General features: G+C 64.1%; 14 protein-coding genes and 1 tRNA gene. 5 read left to right on the top strand and 10 right to left on the bottom strand.

The features are described from left to right. Positions 1 to 7: 7 nt before the first annotated feature. Both proB and obgE read right to left on the bottom strand, forming a co-directional pair. Positions 8 to 1,147: a glutamate 5-kinase gene (proB, locus tag FJ988_RS25625; RefSeq protein WP_140821211.1), complete on the bottom strand. Its 1,140-nt coding sequence runs from the start codon at positions 1,145 to 1,147 to the stop codon at positions 8 to 10. A gap of 2 nt (positions 1,148 to 1,149) precedes the next feature. After that, positions 1,150 to 2,178: a GTPase ObgE gene (gene obgE, locus FJ988_RS25620; RefSeq protein ID WP_140821209.1), complete on the bottom strand. Its 1,029-nt coding sequence runs from the start codon at positions 2,176 to 2,178 to the stop codon at positions 1,150 to 1,152. A 150-nt stretch (positions 2,179 to 2,328) separates the two neighbouring features. Here obgE and FJ988_RS25615 point away from each other — a divergent pair, with 150 nt between their 5' ends. Next, positions 2,329 to 3,192, top strand: a complete 864-nt coding sequence (locus FJ988_RS25615) for an endonuclease/exonuclease/phosphatase family protein (RefSeq protein WP_140821207.1) — start codon at positions 2,329 to 2,331, stop codon at positions 3,190 to 3,192. A gap of 175 nt (positions 3,193 to 3,367) precedes the next feature. Here the strand turns inward: FJ988_RS25615 and FJ988_RS25610 are convergent, their stop codons facing one another. The 3 genes from FJ988_RS25610 to FJ988_RS25600 all read right to left on the bottom strand — a co-directional run bounded on the left by FJ988_RS25610 (position 3,368) and on the right by FJ988_RS25600 (position 5,157). Continuing rightward, positions 3,368 to 3,955: a GNAT family N-acetyltransferase gene (locus FJ988_RS25610; protein ID WP_140821206.1), complete on the bottom strand. Its 588-nt coding sequence runs from the start codon at positions 3,953 to 3,955 to the stop codon at positions 3,368 to 3,370. 124 nt (positions 3,956 to 4,079) lie between these two features. Beyond that, positions 4,080 to 4,349 (bottom strand): 50S ribosomal protein L27, encoded by a 270-nt coding sequence (rpmA, locus tag FJ988_RS25605; protein WP_140821204.1) that lies wholly within the window; start codon positions 4,347 to 4,349, stop codon positions 4,080 to 4,082. A 100-nt stretch (positions 4,350 to 4,449) separates the two neighbouring features. Then, positions 4,450 to 5,157: a 50S ribosomal protein L21 gene (locus FJ988_RS25600; protein ID WP_140821203.1), complete on the bottom strand. Its 708-nt coding sequence runs from the start codon at positions 5,155 to 5,157 to the stop codon at positions 4,450 to 4,452. 288 nt (positions 5,158 to 5,445) lie between these two features. Here FJ988_RS25600 and FJ988_RS25595 point away from each other — a divergent pair, with 288 nt between their 5' ends. From FJ988_RS25595 to FJ988_RS25580, 4 genes are all read left to right on the top strand, one after another. After that, positions 5,446 to 6,600 carry a serine hydrolase gene (locus tag FJ988_RS25595; protein WP_140821201.1) on the top strand — a complete coding sequence of 385 codons (1,155 nt, stop codon included), beginning with the start codon at positions 5,446 to 5,448 and terminating at the stop codon, positions 6,598 to 6,600. A gap of 138 nt (positions 6,601 to 6,738) precedes the next feature. Beyond that, positions 6,739 to 6,828: transfer RNA gene (locus tag FJ988_RS25590), tRNA-Ser, on the top strand. A gap of 232 nt (positions 6,829 to 7,060) precedes the next feature. Further along, entirely contained in the window at positions 7,061 to 7,963 is a 903-nt protein-coding gene (locus tag FJ988_RS25585; RefSeq protein WP_140821199.1) for an SMP-30/gluconolactonase/LRE family protein, read from the top strand. Between the two features lie 328 nt (positions 7,964 to 8,291). Continuing rightward, positions 8,292 to 8,702, top strand: a complete 411-nt coding sequence (locus tag FJ988_RS25580) for a hypothetical protein (protein WP_140821197.1) — start codon at positions 8,292 to 8,294, stop codon at positions 8,700 to 8,702. A 25-nt stretch (positions 8,703 to 8,727) separates the two neighbouring features. Here the strand turns inward: FJ988_RS25580 and FJ988_RS25575 are convergent, their stop codons facing one another. The 5 genes from FJ988_RS25575 to FJ988_RS31290 all read right to left on the bottom strand — a co-directional run bounded on the left by FJ988_RS25575 (position 8,728) and on the right by FJ988_RS31290 (position 14,459). Further along, positions 8,728 to 9,021, bottom strand: a complete 294-nt coding sequence (locus FJ988_RS25575; RefSeq protein WP_140821195.1) for a type II toxin-antitoxin system RelE/ParE family toxin — start codon at positions 9,019 to 9,021, stop codon at positions 8,728 to 8,730. Beyond that, positions 9,018 to 9,272: a type II toxin-antitoxin system ParD family antitoxin gene (locus FJ988_RS25570; protein WP_140821193.1), complete on the bottom strand. Its 255-nt coding sequence runs from the start codon at positions 9,270 to 9,272 to the stop codon at positions 9,018 to 9,020. Before FJ988_RS25570 ends, FJ988_RS25575 begins: the two co-directional genes overlap by 4 nt. A gap of 46 nt (positions 9,273 to 9,318) precedes the next feature. Continuing rightward, positions 9,319 to 10,821, bottom strand: a complete 1,503-nt coding sequence (hutH, locus tag FJ988_RS25565) for a histidine ammonia-lyase (RefSeq protein ID WP_140821191.1) — start codon at positions 10,819 to 10,821, stop codon at positions 9,319 to 9,321. Positions 10,822 to 10,983: 162 nt separating this feature from the next. Next, positions 10,984 to 12,813, bottom strand: a complete 1,830-nt coding sequence (gene recQ, locus FJ988_RS25560) for a DNA helicase RecQ (protein WP_140821189.1) — start codon at positions 12,811 to 12,813, stop codon at positions 10,984 to 10,986. Beyond that, on the bottom strand, positions 12,813 to 14,459 hold the full coding sequence (locus FJ988_RS31290) for a sulfotransferase (protein ID WP_246688658.1): 1,647 nt from the start codon (positions 14,457 to 14,459) through the stop codon (positions 12,813 to 12,815). The genes recQ and FJ988_RS31290 overlap by 1 nt, the downstream gene beginning before the upstream one ends. Positions 14,460 to 14,670: the final 211 nt, after the last annotated feature.

The raw sequence follows: 14,670 nt of genomic DNA, 5'->3' as shown, positions 1-14,670 counted from the left end.
GCTTTGGTCAGTCGTCGGCCAATATCTGGTCGCCGGCAACGCTCACCACAAGGTCGTCGCGATGGATCATCGCCGAACGGGCCTCATAGCCGAGCACATTTTCGATCTCGGCCGTTTTCAGACCCGCGATCCTTACGGCATCGGCGGCATCATAGGCAACCAGCCCGCGCGCGATCTCGCGCCCTTCCGGCGACAGGATGGCCACCGTATCGCCGCGCGAGAAGTTGCCGCTGACCAGTTTCACCCCTGCCGGCAACAGCGATTTGCCGGACTTCAGCGCGCCGATGGCGCCGGCATCGACAGTCAGCCGCCCGGCCGGTTCGAGCTGCCCGGCGATCCAGGTCTTGTAGCCCTTCACCGGATTGGCGCTCGGCTTGAAGAAGGTCGCGCGTTCGCCGCGCTCGATCGCCATGAGCGGCGACAGCCTGGTGCCGGACGTGATGATCATCGCCGTGCCGGCGGCGTTGGCGATCTTGCCGGCATCGAGCTTGGTGCGCATGCCGCCGCGCGACAGTTCCGAAGCCGCCGCGCCCGCCATCGCCTCGATGTCGGGCGTGATGCGGTCGACCACGGGGATGAACTTCGCCTGCGGATCCTTGGCCGGCGGCGCGGTGTAGAGCCCGTCGATGTCGGAGAGCAGCACCAGAAGGTCGGCGCCCATCATGGTCGCCACCCGCGCGGCCAGCCGGTCATTGTCGCCATAGCGGATTTCCGAGGTCGCCACCGTGTCGTTCTCGTTGATGACCGGCACCGCCTTCATCTTCAGCAAGGTTGAGATCGTGGCGCGCGCATTGAGGTAGCGGCGGCGCTCCTCGGTATCCCCAAGCGTCAAAAGGATCTGACCGGATTTCAGCCCGTCCTTGCCGAGCGCGTCCGACCAGGCGCCGGCAAGCGCGATCTGCCCGACGGCGGCCGCCGCCTGGCTTTCCTCGAGCTTCAGCGCGCGCTTGCCGAGACCGAGAATGGTGCGGCCGAGCGCAATCGCGCCCGACGAGACGACCAGCACTTCGGCGCCGGCATTGGCGAGCACGGCGATGTCGTCGGCAAGCGAGGTCAGCCAGTCGCGCTTCAGGCCGGTCGCGCGGTCGACGAGCAGCGCCGAACCGATCTTCACGGTGATCCGCTTGTAGGACTTCAACGACGTCATGGTCATTGCCAGCGCGTCTCGACGGGGGCGGGCACGGCGTCTCGCGCTTCGGCGACCACCGCCATCAGCGCCCGCAGCACCGCTTCGACGCCTTCGCCGGTGACCGCCGACAAAAGCATCGGCGCGCGGCCGGCGGCGCGCTTCAGCGACGCCACCTTCTTCTTGCGCGCATCCGGATCGAGGATATCGACCTGACTGAGCGCGACGATCTCGGGTTTCTCGGCCAGACCATGGCCGTAAGCCTCGAGCTCGGCGCGCACGGTCTTGTAGGCCTTGCCCGCATTTTCCTCCTGCGCCGAGACGAGGTGCAAGAGCACGCGCGTGCGCTCGACATGGCCGAGGAAGCGGTCGCCGATGCCGACGCCCTCATGCGCGCCCTCGATCAGGCCCGGAATGTCGGCGATGACGAATTCGCGGCCATCGATGCGGGCGACGCCAAGGCCGGGATGCAGCGTCGTGAACGGATAGTCGGCGATCTTCGGCTTGGCGGCGGTGACGGCGGCGAGGAAAGTCGACTTGCCGGCGTTGGGCAGGCCGACCAGGCCGGCGTCGGCGATCAGCTTCAGCCTGAGCCAGATGTTCAGCTCCTCGCCCGGCAGGCCGGGATTGGCGCGGCGCGGCGCCTGGTTTGTCGAGGTCTTGAAATGCTGGTTGCCGAAGCCGCCATTGCCGCCCTTGGCAAGCAGGAAGCGCTGGCCGACCACGGTCAGGTCGCAGATCAGCGTCTCATTGTCCTCGGCGAAGATCTGCGTGCCGGCCGGCACTTTCAGCGTGATATCGGCGCCCTTGGCGCCGGTCATGTTGCGGCCCATGCCGTGCGTGCCGGTCTTGGCCTTGAAATGCTGCTGGTAGCGGTAGTCGATCAGCGTGTTCAGCCCGTCGACCGCTTCCGCCCAGACGTCGCCGCCGCGGCCGCCGTCGCCGCCGTCCGGACCGCCGAACTCGATGAATTTTTCGCGCCGGAACGATACCGATCCGGCGCCACCGTCGCCGGATCGGATGTAAACCTTGGCCTGGTCGAGGAATTTCATCGTCGTTTCGAGTTTCTGCTGATGACCTTGAGCGATTGCTCTAAGGCAAGTTGAGATTCAGGGCGAGACCGATTTGCGACTAAAGCGCCGGATGCCCTTTTGCCAAGGACGCGGTAGCACTGGTGCGGGGAGTGACTGGAGGGGCGCGGAATGAAGATCGTCACCTATAACATACAATACGGCATCGGTCTCGACGGCAAATACGACCTCGGCCGCATTGCCGAGGCGGTGCGCGGCGCCGACGTGATCGCGCTGCAGGAGGTGACCCGCAACAATCCGAGAAACGGCAACCGCGACATGGTGGCCGAGATCGGCGAGGCGCTGCCCGACTATTTCGCCGCCTATGGCAGCAATTTCGAGGTCAACATCAGCGCGCGTATCGAGAACGGCCGCGCCATCTCGGAGAGTTTCCAGCTCGGCAACATGGTGCTCTCGAAGACGCCCATTCATCTGTCGCGAAATCTCCTTTTGCCGCGCAGCCGCAGCCTCGAGGCGATGAACTTCCAGCGCGGCGCGCTCGAAGCGCTGATCGAGACGCCGCTCGGCTTCATCCGCTTCTATTCCACCCACCTCGACCACCGCAGCCCGGTCGAGCGCCAGAGCCAGATCCGCTTCCTGCGCCAGCGCCTGTTGAACTACGCGCTGGAAGGCGGCGGCCTGTCGGGCATCCCCGAGATCGGCCTGCCGGACCTGCCCTATCCGGAAGCCTTCATCGTCATGGGCGACTTCAACATGCTGCCGGGCTCGCCCGAGTATGTCGAGCTTGCCGGTCGCCCGGACCATGAATTCGGCATGCCCTTGACCGCCGATCTCGCCGTCGACGCCGCCCAGCGCCTTGCCGTCGCCGATCTCGTCACCTGGGTCGATCCGGATCGGCCAGCCGATGCCGGTCGTCACAAATGCATCGACTACATCTTCACCAGCGCCTCGCTGGCCAAATCGCTGCAGCGCCTGTGGTCCGACCGGCAGGCCGTCGGATCGGACCACCTTCCGCTGTGGGCCGAGCTCGGCTGAGCGGTTTTGACCTTCGATCCAATGCACCGCGCGGAGGTGTGTCGAGATTCAGGTCAGGCCGAGCCGAAAACACTGGTTCTCGAGAACCGGAGCGGAGCGTGCTTGAGGCACGTGAGCACCGGAAGCGCAGGAAGCCGTCATTCGCAGGCCGGCATCACCTGAATATCGGCCCATCTTAGAAGTGGACCCAGTTGCGCAAGCTGGTCCACGTCTTGCGATCCAAGCGGTAACGCTCAACCGGCACCTGGCCGGCGACGATCGAGTTCAGCATACCCTGGCCGGCATACTGGAAGCCGCATTTGTGGATGACACGCCGCGAGGCCGGATTGATCACCCTTGTCGAGGCATGCAGCACCTGGATCGAGGTCTTCTGGAAGGCGAGATCGACCAGCGCATGCGCGGCTTCCGTCGCATAGCCGCGCTTCCAGTAGGGCTCGCCGATCCAGTAGCCGAGCTCCAACCCGCGGTCGGTGGTGTTCAAGCCAGCGCAACCGACGAAGGTGCCGGTGCCGGCAAGCGTCAGCGCATAGACGATGCCGGCGCGCCGCGACGAAGCCATGGCGAGGAAAGCCCGCCCCTCGGCTTCGCCATAGGGATGCGGCATGCGCGCCAGCATTTCGGCAACGTGACGGTTGTCGGCAAGGGTGACCAGTTGCTCGAGATCGCTGTTGCGCGGGGCGCGCATGACCAGACGCTCGGTGGCCAGCACTGGGCAATCGATCGCGTAACTTTCGTCTTCGGTGTCTTCCGCTTCGGCAACCATTTTAGTCCTCCAGGGCAAGAAAATGAAAAAGGAGAGAGGGCAAGCCCATCTCTCCTGATCCTTTTCCTGGCCTGGCCAGACACCGGTTCCCGAGATGGGCGCCGGTGTTATGGTGCGGAACCGGCTACTCCGCTGCTTTGGTAATCGGGTTCACCGAAACGTAGGTTCGGCCGTTGGCTTTTTTGTTGAAGGCGACTGCGCCGGCTTCGAGCGCAAAGAGGGTGTGGTCCGTGCCCATGCCTACGTTGGTGCCCGGATGCCAGGTCGTGCCGCGTTGACGGATGATGATGTTGCCGGCGACGACGGCTTCGCCGCCGAACTTCTTCACGCCCAGACGCTTGGAGTGCGAATCGCGACCGTTGCGCGACGAACCGCCAGCTTTCTTGTGTGCCATTTGACTAACTCCGATGCGCCATAAGGCGCTTGAATGGTCTTATGAACGCGTTCGCGTTCCGTTTCAAGTCCGTACCGGCGACGTTTCGTCGCCGGAAAAATTACTTCTTCGCCAGTTCCTTGGCCTGCTCGCGCCAGTCCTTGATCTGGTCGGCGCTGAACGGCATGTGCTCGTCGATCTTGGCGACATCCTTGTCGGAGAGCTTGGCGAGCTGCGCGAAGGTGACGATGCCCTGCTCGGCGAGATCCTTGGCCGCGACCGGGCCGATGCCCTTGATAACGGTGAGGTCGTCCGGCTCGCCCTTAGGCGCCTTGAACAGCGGCGCGGCGGCGGTCTCAGCCTTGGCCTCTGCCTTCGGGGCAGCTTCAGCCTTGGGTTCCTTCTTGGCCTTGGGCTCCTTCGCAGCCACTTCGGCCTTCGCCTCGGCGGCGACTTCAGCCTTCGCCTCGGCCTTGGCTTCCGGCTTGGCGGCGGCCTTCTTCGCCGGCTTGGCGCCACCGAGCAGGATCTCGGAGATCCGCACCGTGGTCAGAAGCTGGCGGTGGCCGATCTTGCGGCGCGAATTCTGGCGGCGGCGCTTCTTGAAAGCGATGACGGTGCGGTTCTTGCCCTGCTCGACGACTTCCGCCGTGACCAGAGCGCCATCGACGAACGGCGCGCCGAAGACGACATTCTCGCCCTCGCCATGCGCGAGCACATTGCCGATCTCGACGATATCGCCGACCTTGGCTTCGAGTTTCTCGATCTTCAGGAGATCGTTGGCGGCGACGCGATACTGCTTGCCGCCCGTTTTGATGACTGCGAACATTTTTTGCCTTTCGCTGTTCGGTCGGCCTTTATGAACCGCTTCAGGCGGTTCGGCCGTCTTTTTGTCAGTCTGCGGGTTCAAAAAACAAGCGGCGCGGAAGAGCCTCCACGCCGAATGCGGGCTGTCCCTAACCGAAGGTTGCGCCGGAGTCAAGGCAAGGAGAGCGTCAAGGCAAGCTGAGTCAAGGCACAGAGCCGCTATCGGCCGTTGCCGAGACTGTTATTGGCGCTGTCGGACCGGTCATGGCAACATCGCATCTGACGATGCAGGCATTCGGGGGGAGACAGGATGCTGAGGCGGTTGCAGGCCTGGCCGGTTCTGGCCGTTCTTCTCGCGGCCTGCGCCGCGCCGGCTTCAGCCAAGCCGAATGAGGTCGCGGCGGATGTCGATGCCGCGGTCACCTCCTGGATGGCCGAGCATCACATTGCCGATGCCGAAGTGGCGGTGGCGCTGCACAAGGACATCGTCGGCGCCTTCGACCACGGCTGGAAGGCGACGGACCGCCAGCCGGTTGCGAGCCTCTCCAAGGCGATCACCGGCCTCTGCATCGCCGGCCTTGTCGACCATAACCAATTGTCGCTCACCGAGCCGCTGGGCACCGTGCTTGCCGGCTATTTCGCCCGCAATCACAAGGGCGGCGAGCCGAAGGATCCGCGCTTCAAGGCGATCACCATCGAGGAACTGCTCACCCACCGCGCCGGCCTGACCAAGAACGCCTTCGACGACAAGCACGACCATTCGGTCGCCGCTTCCTTCCGCACGGCGACGCAAACCATGCTCGACTTCGACCCCGGCGGCACGATCTCCTACAGCGACAGCGGCTATTTGGTCCTGGGCTATGTCGCCCAGTCGATCGGCGGCCGAGCCTATCCCGCCACCTGCGGCAAGGTTTTTGCCAGGCTCGGCCTGCCGGCCGATGCCGGCGTCATCGATGCCACACTGGCCGCCCGCGCCCCGAACGGCGGCTGGGACATCTCGGCCGACGACTACGCGAAACTCCTCTACGCCTTCGACAGAGAGTCCGGCGCGCTGGGACCGGCGACACGGCAATGGCTCGATGCGCTGCCCGGCGACGCTGCCTACGCCAAGGGCCGGAAATCGCCGCCGACGCAAGCACCCTGCCCGCGCTTCGCCGGCAAGCCGGCCTATGGCTTCGGCGTCTGCATCAGGCGCACGGCGCTGGGCACGCAGTACTACCATGATGGCCTGCTGCACCATCATATGCCCGACTATCCCAAGACCGGCGGCTCGTTCTTCTTCGTCAACGAGGCGGGCTATGCCGCGGTGGTGATCTTTTCCGGCGAGAATGACGGCAAGACCTATGCAGCGCTGGAAAAGAGCGTGATCGCTGCCATGACCGAGCGCGCCGCCTACGACGTTCCCGGCGCGCCATCCGCCGAAGGTGCGCCTCCACCGGACGGCAAGACTGCGAAGAAACCCTGAGCGCGCGACAGGAGGTTGGGCCTTCGCCTCGACGGCGCGTTTCCAGGAAGCCGCAAATCGCTCGAATAGGGCCTTGTAACTGGCGCGGTCAGCCGTTATCTAGTGCGCCGCGCCGGCAACGGCCGACCATGACCTCGCGGAGAGGTGGCAGAGTGGTCGAATGCACCGCACTCGAAATGCGGCATACTCGCAAGGGTATCGGGGGTTCGAATCCCTCCCTCTCCGCCAGATTTCCCCCATAAGGCAGAGTGGGATGCGCTTATGGCCCATAGGATGCGCAGCCTTCGCCGCCGCTGTCCTACGCCGCCGACACGTCCCGCTCGCTCTGGCACCCGCCTGTGGCCGCTGCATGCGAAGCCTTCCCTAGCCTCATAAGCAATCGCTTGCCAAGTGAGCGCTTATAAAGGCTTGCTTGACGGCCTCCAGAGGCACAAACTTGGATTTTCCGGAGGAGCCGACCATGCGAACACTGGAAGCATTCAGTTGCACCCTTCTCGCCGTTCTGTCGCTCACGGCCAATTCCACCTTCGCTGCGGATTCGCCTATCATCGCGTCTGGCGCGAAGCTGGAGAAGTTGGCTGAAGGCTATGGATTCACTGAAGGCCCGGCGGCGGATGTTGATGGCAACGTGTTCTTTACCGACGACCCAAATAACCGGATTGTTGAATGGAGAGCGGCAGACGGGAAATTTTCTGATTGGCTCAAGCCAGCTGGACGTGCGAACGGAACCGTTTTCGACAAGGTCGGCAACCTGATCGTCGCTGCCCCCGAGAAGGGCGAATTGTGGTCCGTCGCGCCCGACAAGACAGTCACGGTGCTTGTGACGAACTTCGACGGCAAGGTATTCAACGGCCCGAACGACTTATGGATTCGTCCAGACGGCGGCATCTATTTTACCGACCCTGATTTCGATTCAGATCACGACCAAAGTACACGGGTGGAGGGGCAAAACGTCTACTTTGTCACGCCCGACCACAAGACCGTTACGCGTGTGACGGCCGACCTGTTCAAGCCCAACGGCATCATTGGTACGGCAGACGGAAAGGTGCTTTACGTGGGAGACTACGGAGCGGGCAAGACCTACGCCTACGACATAAATCCCGACGGCGCTCTCACGAACAAACGTCTTTTCTGCAATTTCGGCTCGGACGGGATGACAATCGACGAGAAGGGCAATGTCTATCTGACCGAGTTCGCCGTGTTGGTGTTCGATAAGGCGGGCAAAAGGATCGAACGTATAGAAGTACCGGAAAAGCCAACAAATGTGACCTTTGCGGGCAAAGACAACGATCTGCTCTTCATCACGGCGACCACGAGTGTTTACGGTCTCAAGATGAGTGTGCAGGGGGCACCCGGCGGTTAGTTTCGCCGCTGATGTGCCATGAGAGCTTGCCATAGCGTCGAGCATGTTCGTCGGCCTCTACCCAGCCGGCCATCGCAGCCGTCTGATACTACCGGAGACGGGACGCAATCGCTCTTGGGCGTGTGCGCTGCATGACCTGATAGCGATCGTATTGCTCTCGTGCCGCCCCAATCGATCCATGCCCCGGCCGTGAAGCAGCATACACTCACGTGACAAATGTCCCGCTATGCTCGACAACATATGGTCTCAGGGATCAACCTGCGGAGGGCCGTTCAACATGCGCTCTGGGCGGAATCCAACAGTATCCGGTCGCTCCGTGGAGTGGCTTATGGCCGGGCGAACCATCGCGGTTGCCCTTGCAATGGCGTTTTCCGCTTCGCCTTCGCACGCGGCACAGCATCGTTTGCCGAGCGGTTATAAATGGGGTCGCTGCCTGCTTGTCGTTCAGGGTGAGACCCGCATATCCGGAAAATGCTCCTACCAGATCGAGAAGGGCGGCGATTTCAACATCCAGGGCCCCAAGCAGGTTTTTGCAGGCATCGACTACCCCGACCCGCATAGCGGGGCCGGTGAAATGTCCAAGGATTACTGGGCCGTCATCTACAAGGACGGTGATAGCTGGGCAGGCTATTCGAACGCGGAGATTGACGAAACCCACGGCGACGAAAGATGGGAAGACCTTCACCGCGAAGGCGCATGCTACGCTGGGAAGGACGTGCGAGTGTGCCTTTGGCATTAGCCGGAAGCAGGATGCCCTCCGAAGCTTAAGAGGCGGTTCCCGCCCAATCCTCGTGTCCGTGACGCACCCGGACAATGAAGACATCTCCGCCTTCCTCGATTCGGTAGACGATGAGATGGACCTTGAACGGATGAATGCGCATTGGCGGCGACAACTCAAACCGCTCCCGCGCTATTCGCGGACTATCTGCCAGTAGCTCGAAACGGGATTTGAGTTCTTCGTGATAGGTCTCGGCTTGCACCTTCCCGAAGCGGCGCACACCCTCGACGTAGATGCGCACAATGTCTTCATCAGCCTCGCGGGATAGACGGTACGTCACCTGGTAGCACGTTCCTTTTCAGCCCGCGCCCGCGCATCCGCGAGAATCTCATCCATGCCGCGGTTGCTTATGCCGCTTGCAAGGCCCTCATCGACAAATCGCTGCATAGCCGCGATCTTATCGTTGCGTTCCTGATCCTTGCGGATCAGATCGCGCACATAATCACTCGCATTGGCGTAGCGCCCCGTCTCGGTTTGCGCCTCCACCCACTCCTTCATCGGCTTGGGCAAGGATACGTTCATCGTCGCCATATCGACCTCCATACAAAGTTCATATGGCATATTTTGGCAATCTTTGTCAAAAATCGCCAATCACCGGCCCCATATCCACCTCGCGTATGAAGTCGCGCAGCCTTTCCATGTCCCAGGACAGCGGACGGTCGTCGCTATATTGGGCGACGCGCTGGCGCACGGCACGGTAGATGGCGTCCGTGCCGGGGGCCCGCGCGGCCTTGCCGGACAGGAAATCATGCGCCTGCGCCGCCGCCATGAGTTCGATGGCCAGGATGTATTCGGCGTTGTCGATGACAGCCAGAAGCTTGTTGGCCGCCACGGTCGGGTGCGCCAGGAAATCCTCCTGAAGGCCCGATGTGACGCCGCCGTCCGTCGCCGCCGGCGCGGCCAGCCGCCGGTTGACGTTGCTCAGCGAAGCGGCGGTGTATTGCGCGATCATGAAGCCGGAATTGCAGCCGCCTTCCGCGGCGAGGAATGCCGGCAGGTTGTTGACCAGCGGGTTGACCAGGCGGTCGATGCGGCGTTCGCTCATCGCCGCGACCTGCGCCAGCGCGATCGTCAGGGCGTCGGCGGTCTGCCCGAGCGCCGGCGCCACCGGATGTGCCTGCGAAAACACTTTCGGCTCGTCGATCGTGCCGGCCACGGCGGGATTGTCGGTGACCGAAGCCAGCTCGCGATCGACCAGCAGTGCCGAGCGCTCCAGCACCTCGCGCGCCGCGCCATGCACATGCGGCACCGCGCGCAGGCTGAGCGCGTCCTGCGTGCGGCTGCCTTGCGCGGCCTGGATCAGCCCGCTGCCGTCGAGCAGGCGCCGCACCGTAGCGCCTACCGCCGCTATGCCAGGCGACGGCCGCATGGCCAGCACGGTCTCGTCGAAGGCCGCCATCTGCCCGCCGGCGGCTTCCAGCGTCAGCGCCGCGGCTGCATCGGCCCAGCTGAGCAGGCGCTCGGCGCGGACCAGCGCGATGCTGGTCAGGCCGGTGGCGCATGCCGTGCCGTTGACCAGGCTCAATCCTTCCTTGGCGCCCAGCACCAGCGGCTCCAGGCCGATCTCGGCCAGCGCCTCGCGGCCGCTCATCCTGCGTCCGGCGACCGTCGCCCTGCCCTCGCCGATCAGCACCAGCGCGATATGGGCATTGTGGGTGAGATAACCGGCCGACCCGCGCGACGGCACGTCGGGAACGCAGCCGCGCTCGAGGAAGGTGAGCAGGTTGCGCACGATTTCGGGCCGCACGCCCGAATGGCCATGCGCGAAATTCGCCACCTGCACGGCAATGACGGCGCGGATGCCGCGCTCAGGCACCAATTCGCCGACGCCGCAGGCATGGCTGAAGATGATGTTGCGCGACAGCTTCTCCTGCAGCGCCGGCGCCACGATCTGGCTCGAGAGCGCGCCGACCCCGGTGTTCACGCCATAGGCGCGGATGCCCTTCTCGACGAGGCTCGCGACGATGCGGTTCGCATAGGCGATGCGATCCCAGGCGGAGTCGGTCAGCGCCAGCATCTCGCCGTCGCCGACGCGCGCGATGTCGCGCCAGCTTGCGGCATTGTCGATGGTTATGGTCATTGCGAGTCTACTCGGCTGCTGGCCGTCGAAATTTGCGCCGAGATGTCCCGGCAGCGCCGTACCTAAAGCTTCTCGGACGCGCCTTTTGTCGGAATTTCGTCGTGTCGGCGGGGCAAAAGTGAAAAATTCAGCACACCATGGCTTGACCCGATCGCAGCCGACCTAGCCCGCCCCGTGCGCCGCGATCGCCCTGACAAAAACCTCGCCGAACTCCTTGAGCTTCGCAGCACCCACGCCGTTCACCTCGGCGAAATCGTCGAGGTCCTGCGGACGACGCTCGGCCATGTCGATCAGCGTGCGGTCGGAGAAGATCACATAGGCCGGCACCTGGCGTTCCTTGGCGAGCCGCAGGCGCAGCGTCTTGAGCGCCGCCAGCAGGGAAGCATAGACGCCGTCACCGCCAGCCGCGGCTTCGGCGCGCTTCCTGCCGCGCGCCAGACGATCGCGGCCCTCGACGCGATACTCGAAGCCAACCTCGCCGCGGCCGAGCGCGCGGCCGCTTTCGGAGATGGCGAGACCGCCATAGCCGTCCGGATCCGGCACCAGGAAGCCACCGGCGACCAATTGCCTGACCAGCGACAGCCACACCGTCTTACGATGCATGGCGCCGGCACCGAAGCTGGCCAGCCTCTGATGGCCTCTCGCCAGCACTTTTTCCGTCTCGTGGCCGAGCAGGATATCGAGGACATGGCCGGCGCCGAAGCGCTCGCCGCTCTGTGCGACCGCCGCCAGGATGAGCCGCGCCTCGGCTGAGCCATCCGCGCGCGGCGCCTGGTCGAGGCAATTGTCGCAATTGCCGCAAGCCTGCGCTTCCTCGCCGAAATAGCCGAGCAGCACCTGACGCCGGCACTGCGCCGTCTCGCAATAGCCGATCAGCGTATCGAGACGGCGATGCGCCCGCCTTTTGTGTTCGGGCGAGGAATCCTCGTCGTCGATGAACATGCGGCGCGTGCGGATGTCGCCGGCGCCATAGAGCATATGCGCCTCGGCCGAGCGTCCGTCGCGGCCGGCGCGGCCGATCTCCTGGTAATAGGCCTCGAGGCTGCCCGGCAGGTCGGTGTGGAAGACATAGGCGACGTCGGGCTTGTCGATGCCCATGCCGAAGGCGATGGTCGCCACCATGACGACGCCGGAGAGCGTCATGAAGGCGTTCTGGTTCGCCTCGCGCGCCTCCTTGCTCATGCCGGCATGGTAGGCGAGCGCCCGCACGCCGTTTTTCTCCAGGAAGGCCGCCATCTCCTCGGTCTTCTTGCGCGACAGGCAATAGACGATGCCGCTCTTGCCGGGGTGACGCTCGACGAAGCGCAGCAGCTGGCGCTTGCTGTCCTGCTTGACCTCCATGGCCAGCTTGATGTTGGGCCGGTCGAAGCCCAGCACCAGCGTTTCGGCGCGCCCGGCAAACAGCCGCGCCTCGATGTCCGTGCGTGTCGCCTCGTCGGCGGTCGCCGTCAGCGCGATGATCGGCACTTGCGGGAAGATGCCGCGAAGCCGCGACAGGTCTTCATACTCGCGCCGGAAGGCCGGGCCCCATTGCGAGATGCAATGCGCCTCGTCGACGGCGATCAGCTTGACGTCCAGCCGGGACAGCGCCTCGAGCATGCGCTCGGTCATCAGCCGTTCCGGCGCCAGATAGAGCAGCCTTGTCTGCCCGGCCGCCACCCGGCGCCAGGCCGCGACATTGGCGTCGCGGTCGAGCGAGGAGTTGATGGTGTCGGCAGCGACGCCGGCGAGCCGAAGTGCCGCGACCTGATCCTGCATCAGCGCCACCAGCGGCGAGACCACGAGGGCGAGCCCGCCCTTGACCAGCGCCGGCACCTGGTAGCAGAGCGACTTGCCCGCGCCCGTCGGCATCACCGCCAGCACGTGGCGCCCGGCAAGCAGCGCCTCGATCACTGCAACCTGCCCGGGACGGAAATCGTCGAAGCCGAACACGTCCTTCAAGACGCGCCGCTTTGGGTCCTCGGCCCGCAGGCTCGCTGCTTGCGCCGGCATCACCGCGCTCCTGTGGTCAACATGAGGTCCGGAGTTTCGTAGCCGAACTCGCGGCAGAAATTCTCCACGCGGGCGAGGAAAGCCGCCGGCAGGCCATGCAGGTAGGTCCGGAATTCTTCATTGCTTTCCCATTTTCTCAGCGACGTCCCCCGTATCGGATTGTCCGGGTCCCGGCTGTAGAGGGTGACCGGCGAAAGGCCGAACGATCGCGCGATCCTGGCCTGGACGATATCCGGCTCGGCGATCAGTTCCTCGTAGCGCAAATAGAAAACGGCTCTGTCGGGCTGCGCCTTTCTGAGGCGCATCAACCCGTCATACTCCGCCTCCCAGCGATCGGTCGTTACATGAAAACGCCGCTCGTTCACAGTCTCCGGATGAGAGCTGGTGAGCACGTCGAAAGGGTGCCGCACGCAATAGATCAGACCGACCGAGGCAGGCAGATGCTCGATGTCCTTATGGCTCTCATGGGTGCGTTTGACGACCAGATTGAGTTGCGGGCGGTCCAGTTTGAGCAGCGCCTGATAGGGCGCCTCATCCGTATGGACATGGATATCGTCGAAACATTCCATCAAACGGCGGCTGAGCGTGGTTCCGCTGCGGGCACAGCCGGCGATGAAGATCCGTTTGCGAAACGTCATTGCCGACGGCAGCCGCCGCGCGGCCTTGCGCAGGCGCCAGAACAGTCGTCTTGCACCGCGGCTCAGAGTGATCGCCGGCGTCAGGGCTGCCTTGGCAGGGACGTCTTTGGAAGTGACTTCGGCCAGGGCGATACCGCTCTCTCCGGCGACGGCGTACAGCAGCCAGGTGCGGCCGTTCTCCTCGAAGATCGCGGGATCGCGCAACGCGTTCTCCGCGCCTTCGGCCGCCCCGTCCCGGCTAGCACGGACCGGCAAACCCGCGCCTTCGAAGTCCGTCTGCGGCCGCAGCAGTTCGGTCTCGCCTCGCACCGCCCAGTCGCGCCAGTCCTCGGCGAGATCGATCGTGCCGTGAAGGATCCGTTCCGGCGCATCGCCCCTGCGCGTGTAGAAGACCCGCAGCCAGCGACCGGATTTCTGCAGCGCCAGATGCCGCGGCGTGGGACGACCCTTGATGCCGGGAAGAACGATCGCGCCACGCTCGAAATCGGAGAGGCCGGTCCTGGAGCGGAAGACCGTGACAGCCTTTGTCCCGAGAAAACCGTACCACCACCCGTCGTGGTGAAAGAAACGGGCATAGGAGGGCCCGAGCGGCTCGGAAAGCGGATTGAAATGAAGGCCGTCACCGGATGTCGCGACAAAGGTCGTCTGGCTTCCCCAGCCGCCTCTTGCCGGTCCGTGAAAATACATCACGAAGCGACGATTCCGCTGATCGACATGAATGTCGGGAGACGCGATGTGGTCTTCGATGAACGGGCATTGATCGAGGGACAGCACACCGCCGGGATGGATGCGCCAGGGACCGTGGATCGAATCGGCATAGGCGAGGCGAATATAGGAGCCGTGATGGTCGGCAAAGTAGAGATGATAGGCGCCGAGCCGCCTCGGCGCCCAGTCAGGCATGCCGATCAGCGACGGCCCGTTGATATTGGTCCCATCGCCGCCGGGCAACATGTCAGGCGCCACGATCAGTCCATGCCGCCTCGCGGTGAGAATGGGTTGCGCGATCATGCGGCAGGCTGCCTGGGCACTCCAGCCCGTCTTGGCTGGGTCTCACATGTCGCTCGCTCTTCCAAGCTGGCCCCTTCAAGGAATGATCCCGCCGGCGCCGCCCGTGGCCGCCTTGGCATCGTTCGGCTCCAGGTTTCGATACAACGGCGTGCGTTGAAACGGAAGTTCGAAGCCAAAGGCGGGATGCACCTCCTCTGGTCAGTTCCGCGGT

The sequence above is a fragment of the Mesorhizobium sp. CU3 genome (assembly GCF_006442965.1).
In the GTDB taxonomy this organism is placed as follows: Bacteria; Pseudomonadota; Alphaproteobacteria; order Rhizobiales; family Rhizobiaceae; genus Mesorhizobium.
The sequence above is the reverse complement of the archived record's forward strand: the minus strand, read 5'-3'. Positions and strand labels throughout refer to the sequence as shown.

Bases quoted from the DNA above. Each gene is read 5' to 3' on its own strand.
- FJ988_RS25570 (WP_140821193.1), bottom strand. From the start codon at position 9,272: ATGGCGACGATGAACGTATCCTTGCCCAAGCCGATGAAGGAGTGGGTG.
- rpmA (WP_140821204.1), bottom strand. From the start codon at position 4,349: ATGGCACACAAGAAAGCTGGCGGTTCGTCGCGCAACGGTCGCGATTCG.
- proB (WP_140821211.1), bottom strand. From the start codon at position 1,147: ATGACGTCGTTGAAGTCCTACAAGCGGATCACCGTGAAGATCGGTTCG.
- FJ988_RS31290 (WP_246688658.1), bottom strand. From the start codon at position 14,459: ATGATCGCGCAACCCATTCTCACCGCGAGGCGGCATGGACTGATCGTG.
- recQ (WP_140821189.1), bottom strand. From the start codon at position 12,813: ATGCCGGCGCAAGCAGCGAGCCTGCGGGCCGAGGACCCAAAGCGGCGC.
- FJ988_RS25615 (WP_140821207.1), top strand. From the start codon at position 2,329: ATGAAGATCGTCACCTATAACATACAATACGGCATCGGTCTCGACGGC.
- FJ988_RS25610 (WP_140821206.1), bottom strand. From the start codon at position 3,955: ATGGTTGCCGAAGCGGAAGACACCGAAGACGAAAGTTACGCGATCGAT.
- FJ988_RS25580 (WP_140821197.1), top strand. From the start codon at position 8,292: ATGGCCGGGCGAACCATCGCGGTTGCCCTTGCAATGGCGTTTTCCGCT.
- FJ988_RS25595 (WP_140821201.1), top strand. From the start codon at position 5,446: ATGCTGAGGCGGTTGCAGGCCTGGCCGGTTCTGGCCGTTCTTCTCGCG.
- FJ988_RS25585 (WP_140821199.1), top strand. From the start codon at position 7,061: ATGCGAACACTGGAAGCATTCAGTTGCACCCTTCTCGCCGTTCTGTCG.
- obgE (WP_140821209.1), bottom strand. From the start codon at position 2,178: ATGAAATTCCTCGACCAGGCCAAGGTTTACATCCGATCCGGCGACGGT.
- FJ988_RS25600 (WP_140821203.1), bottom strand. From the start codon at position 5,157: ATGTTCGCAGTCATCAAAACGGGCGGCAAGCAGTATCGCGTCGCCGCC.
- hutH (WP_140821191.1), bottom strand. From the start codon at position 10,821: ATGACCATAACCATCGACAATGCCGCAAGCTGGCGCGACATCGCGCGC.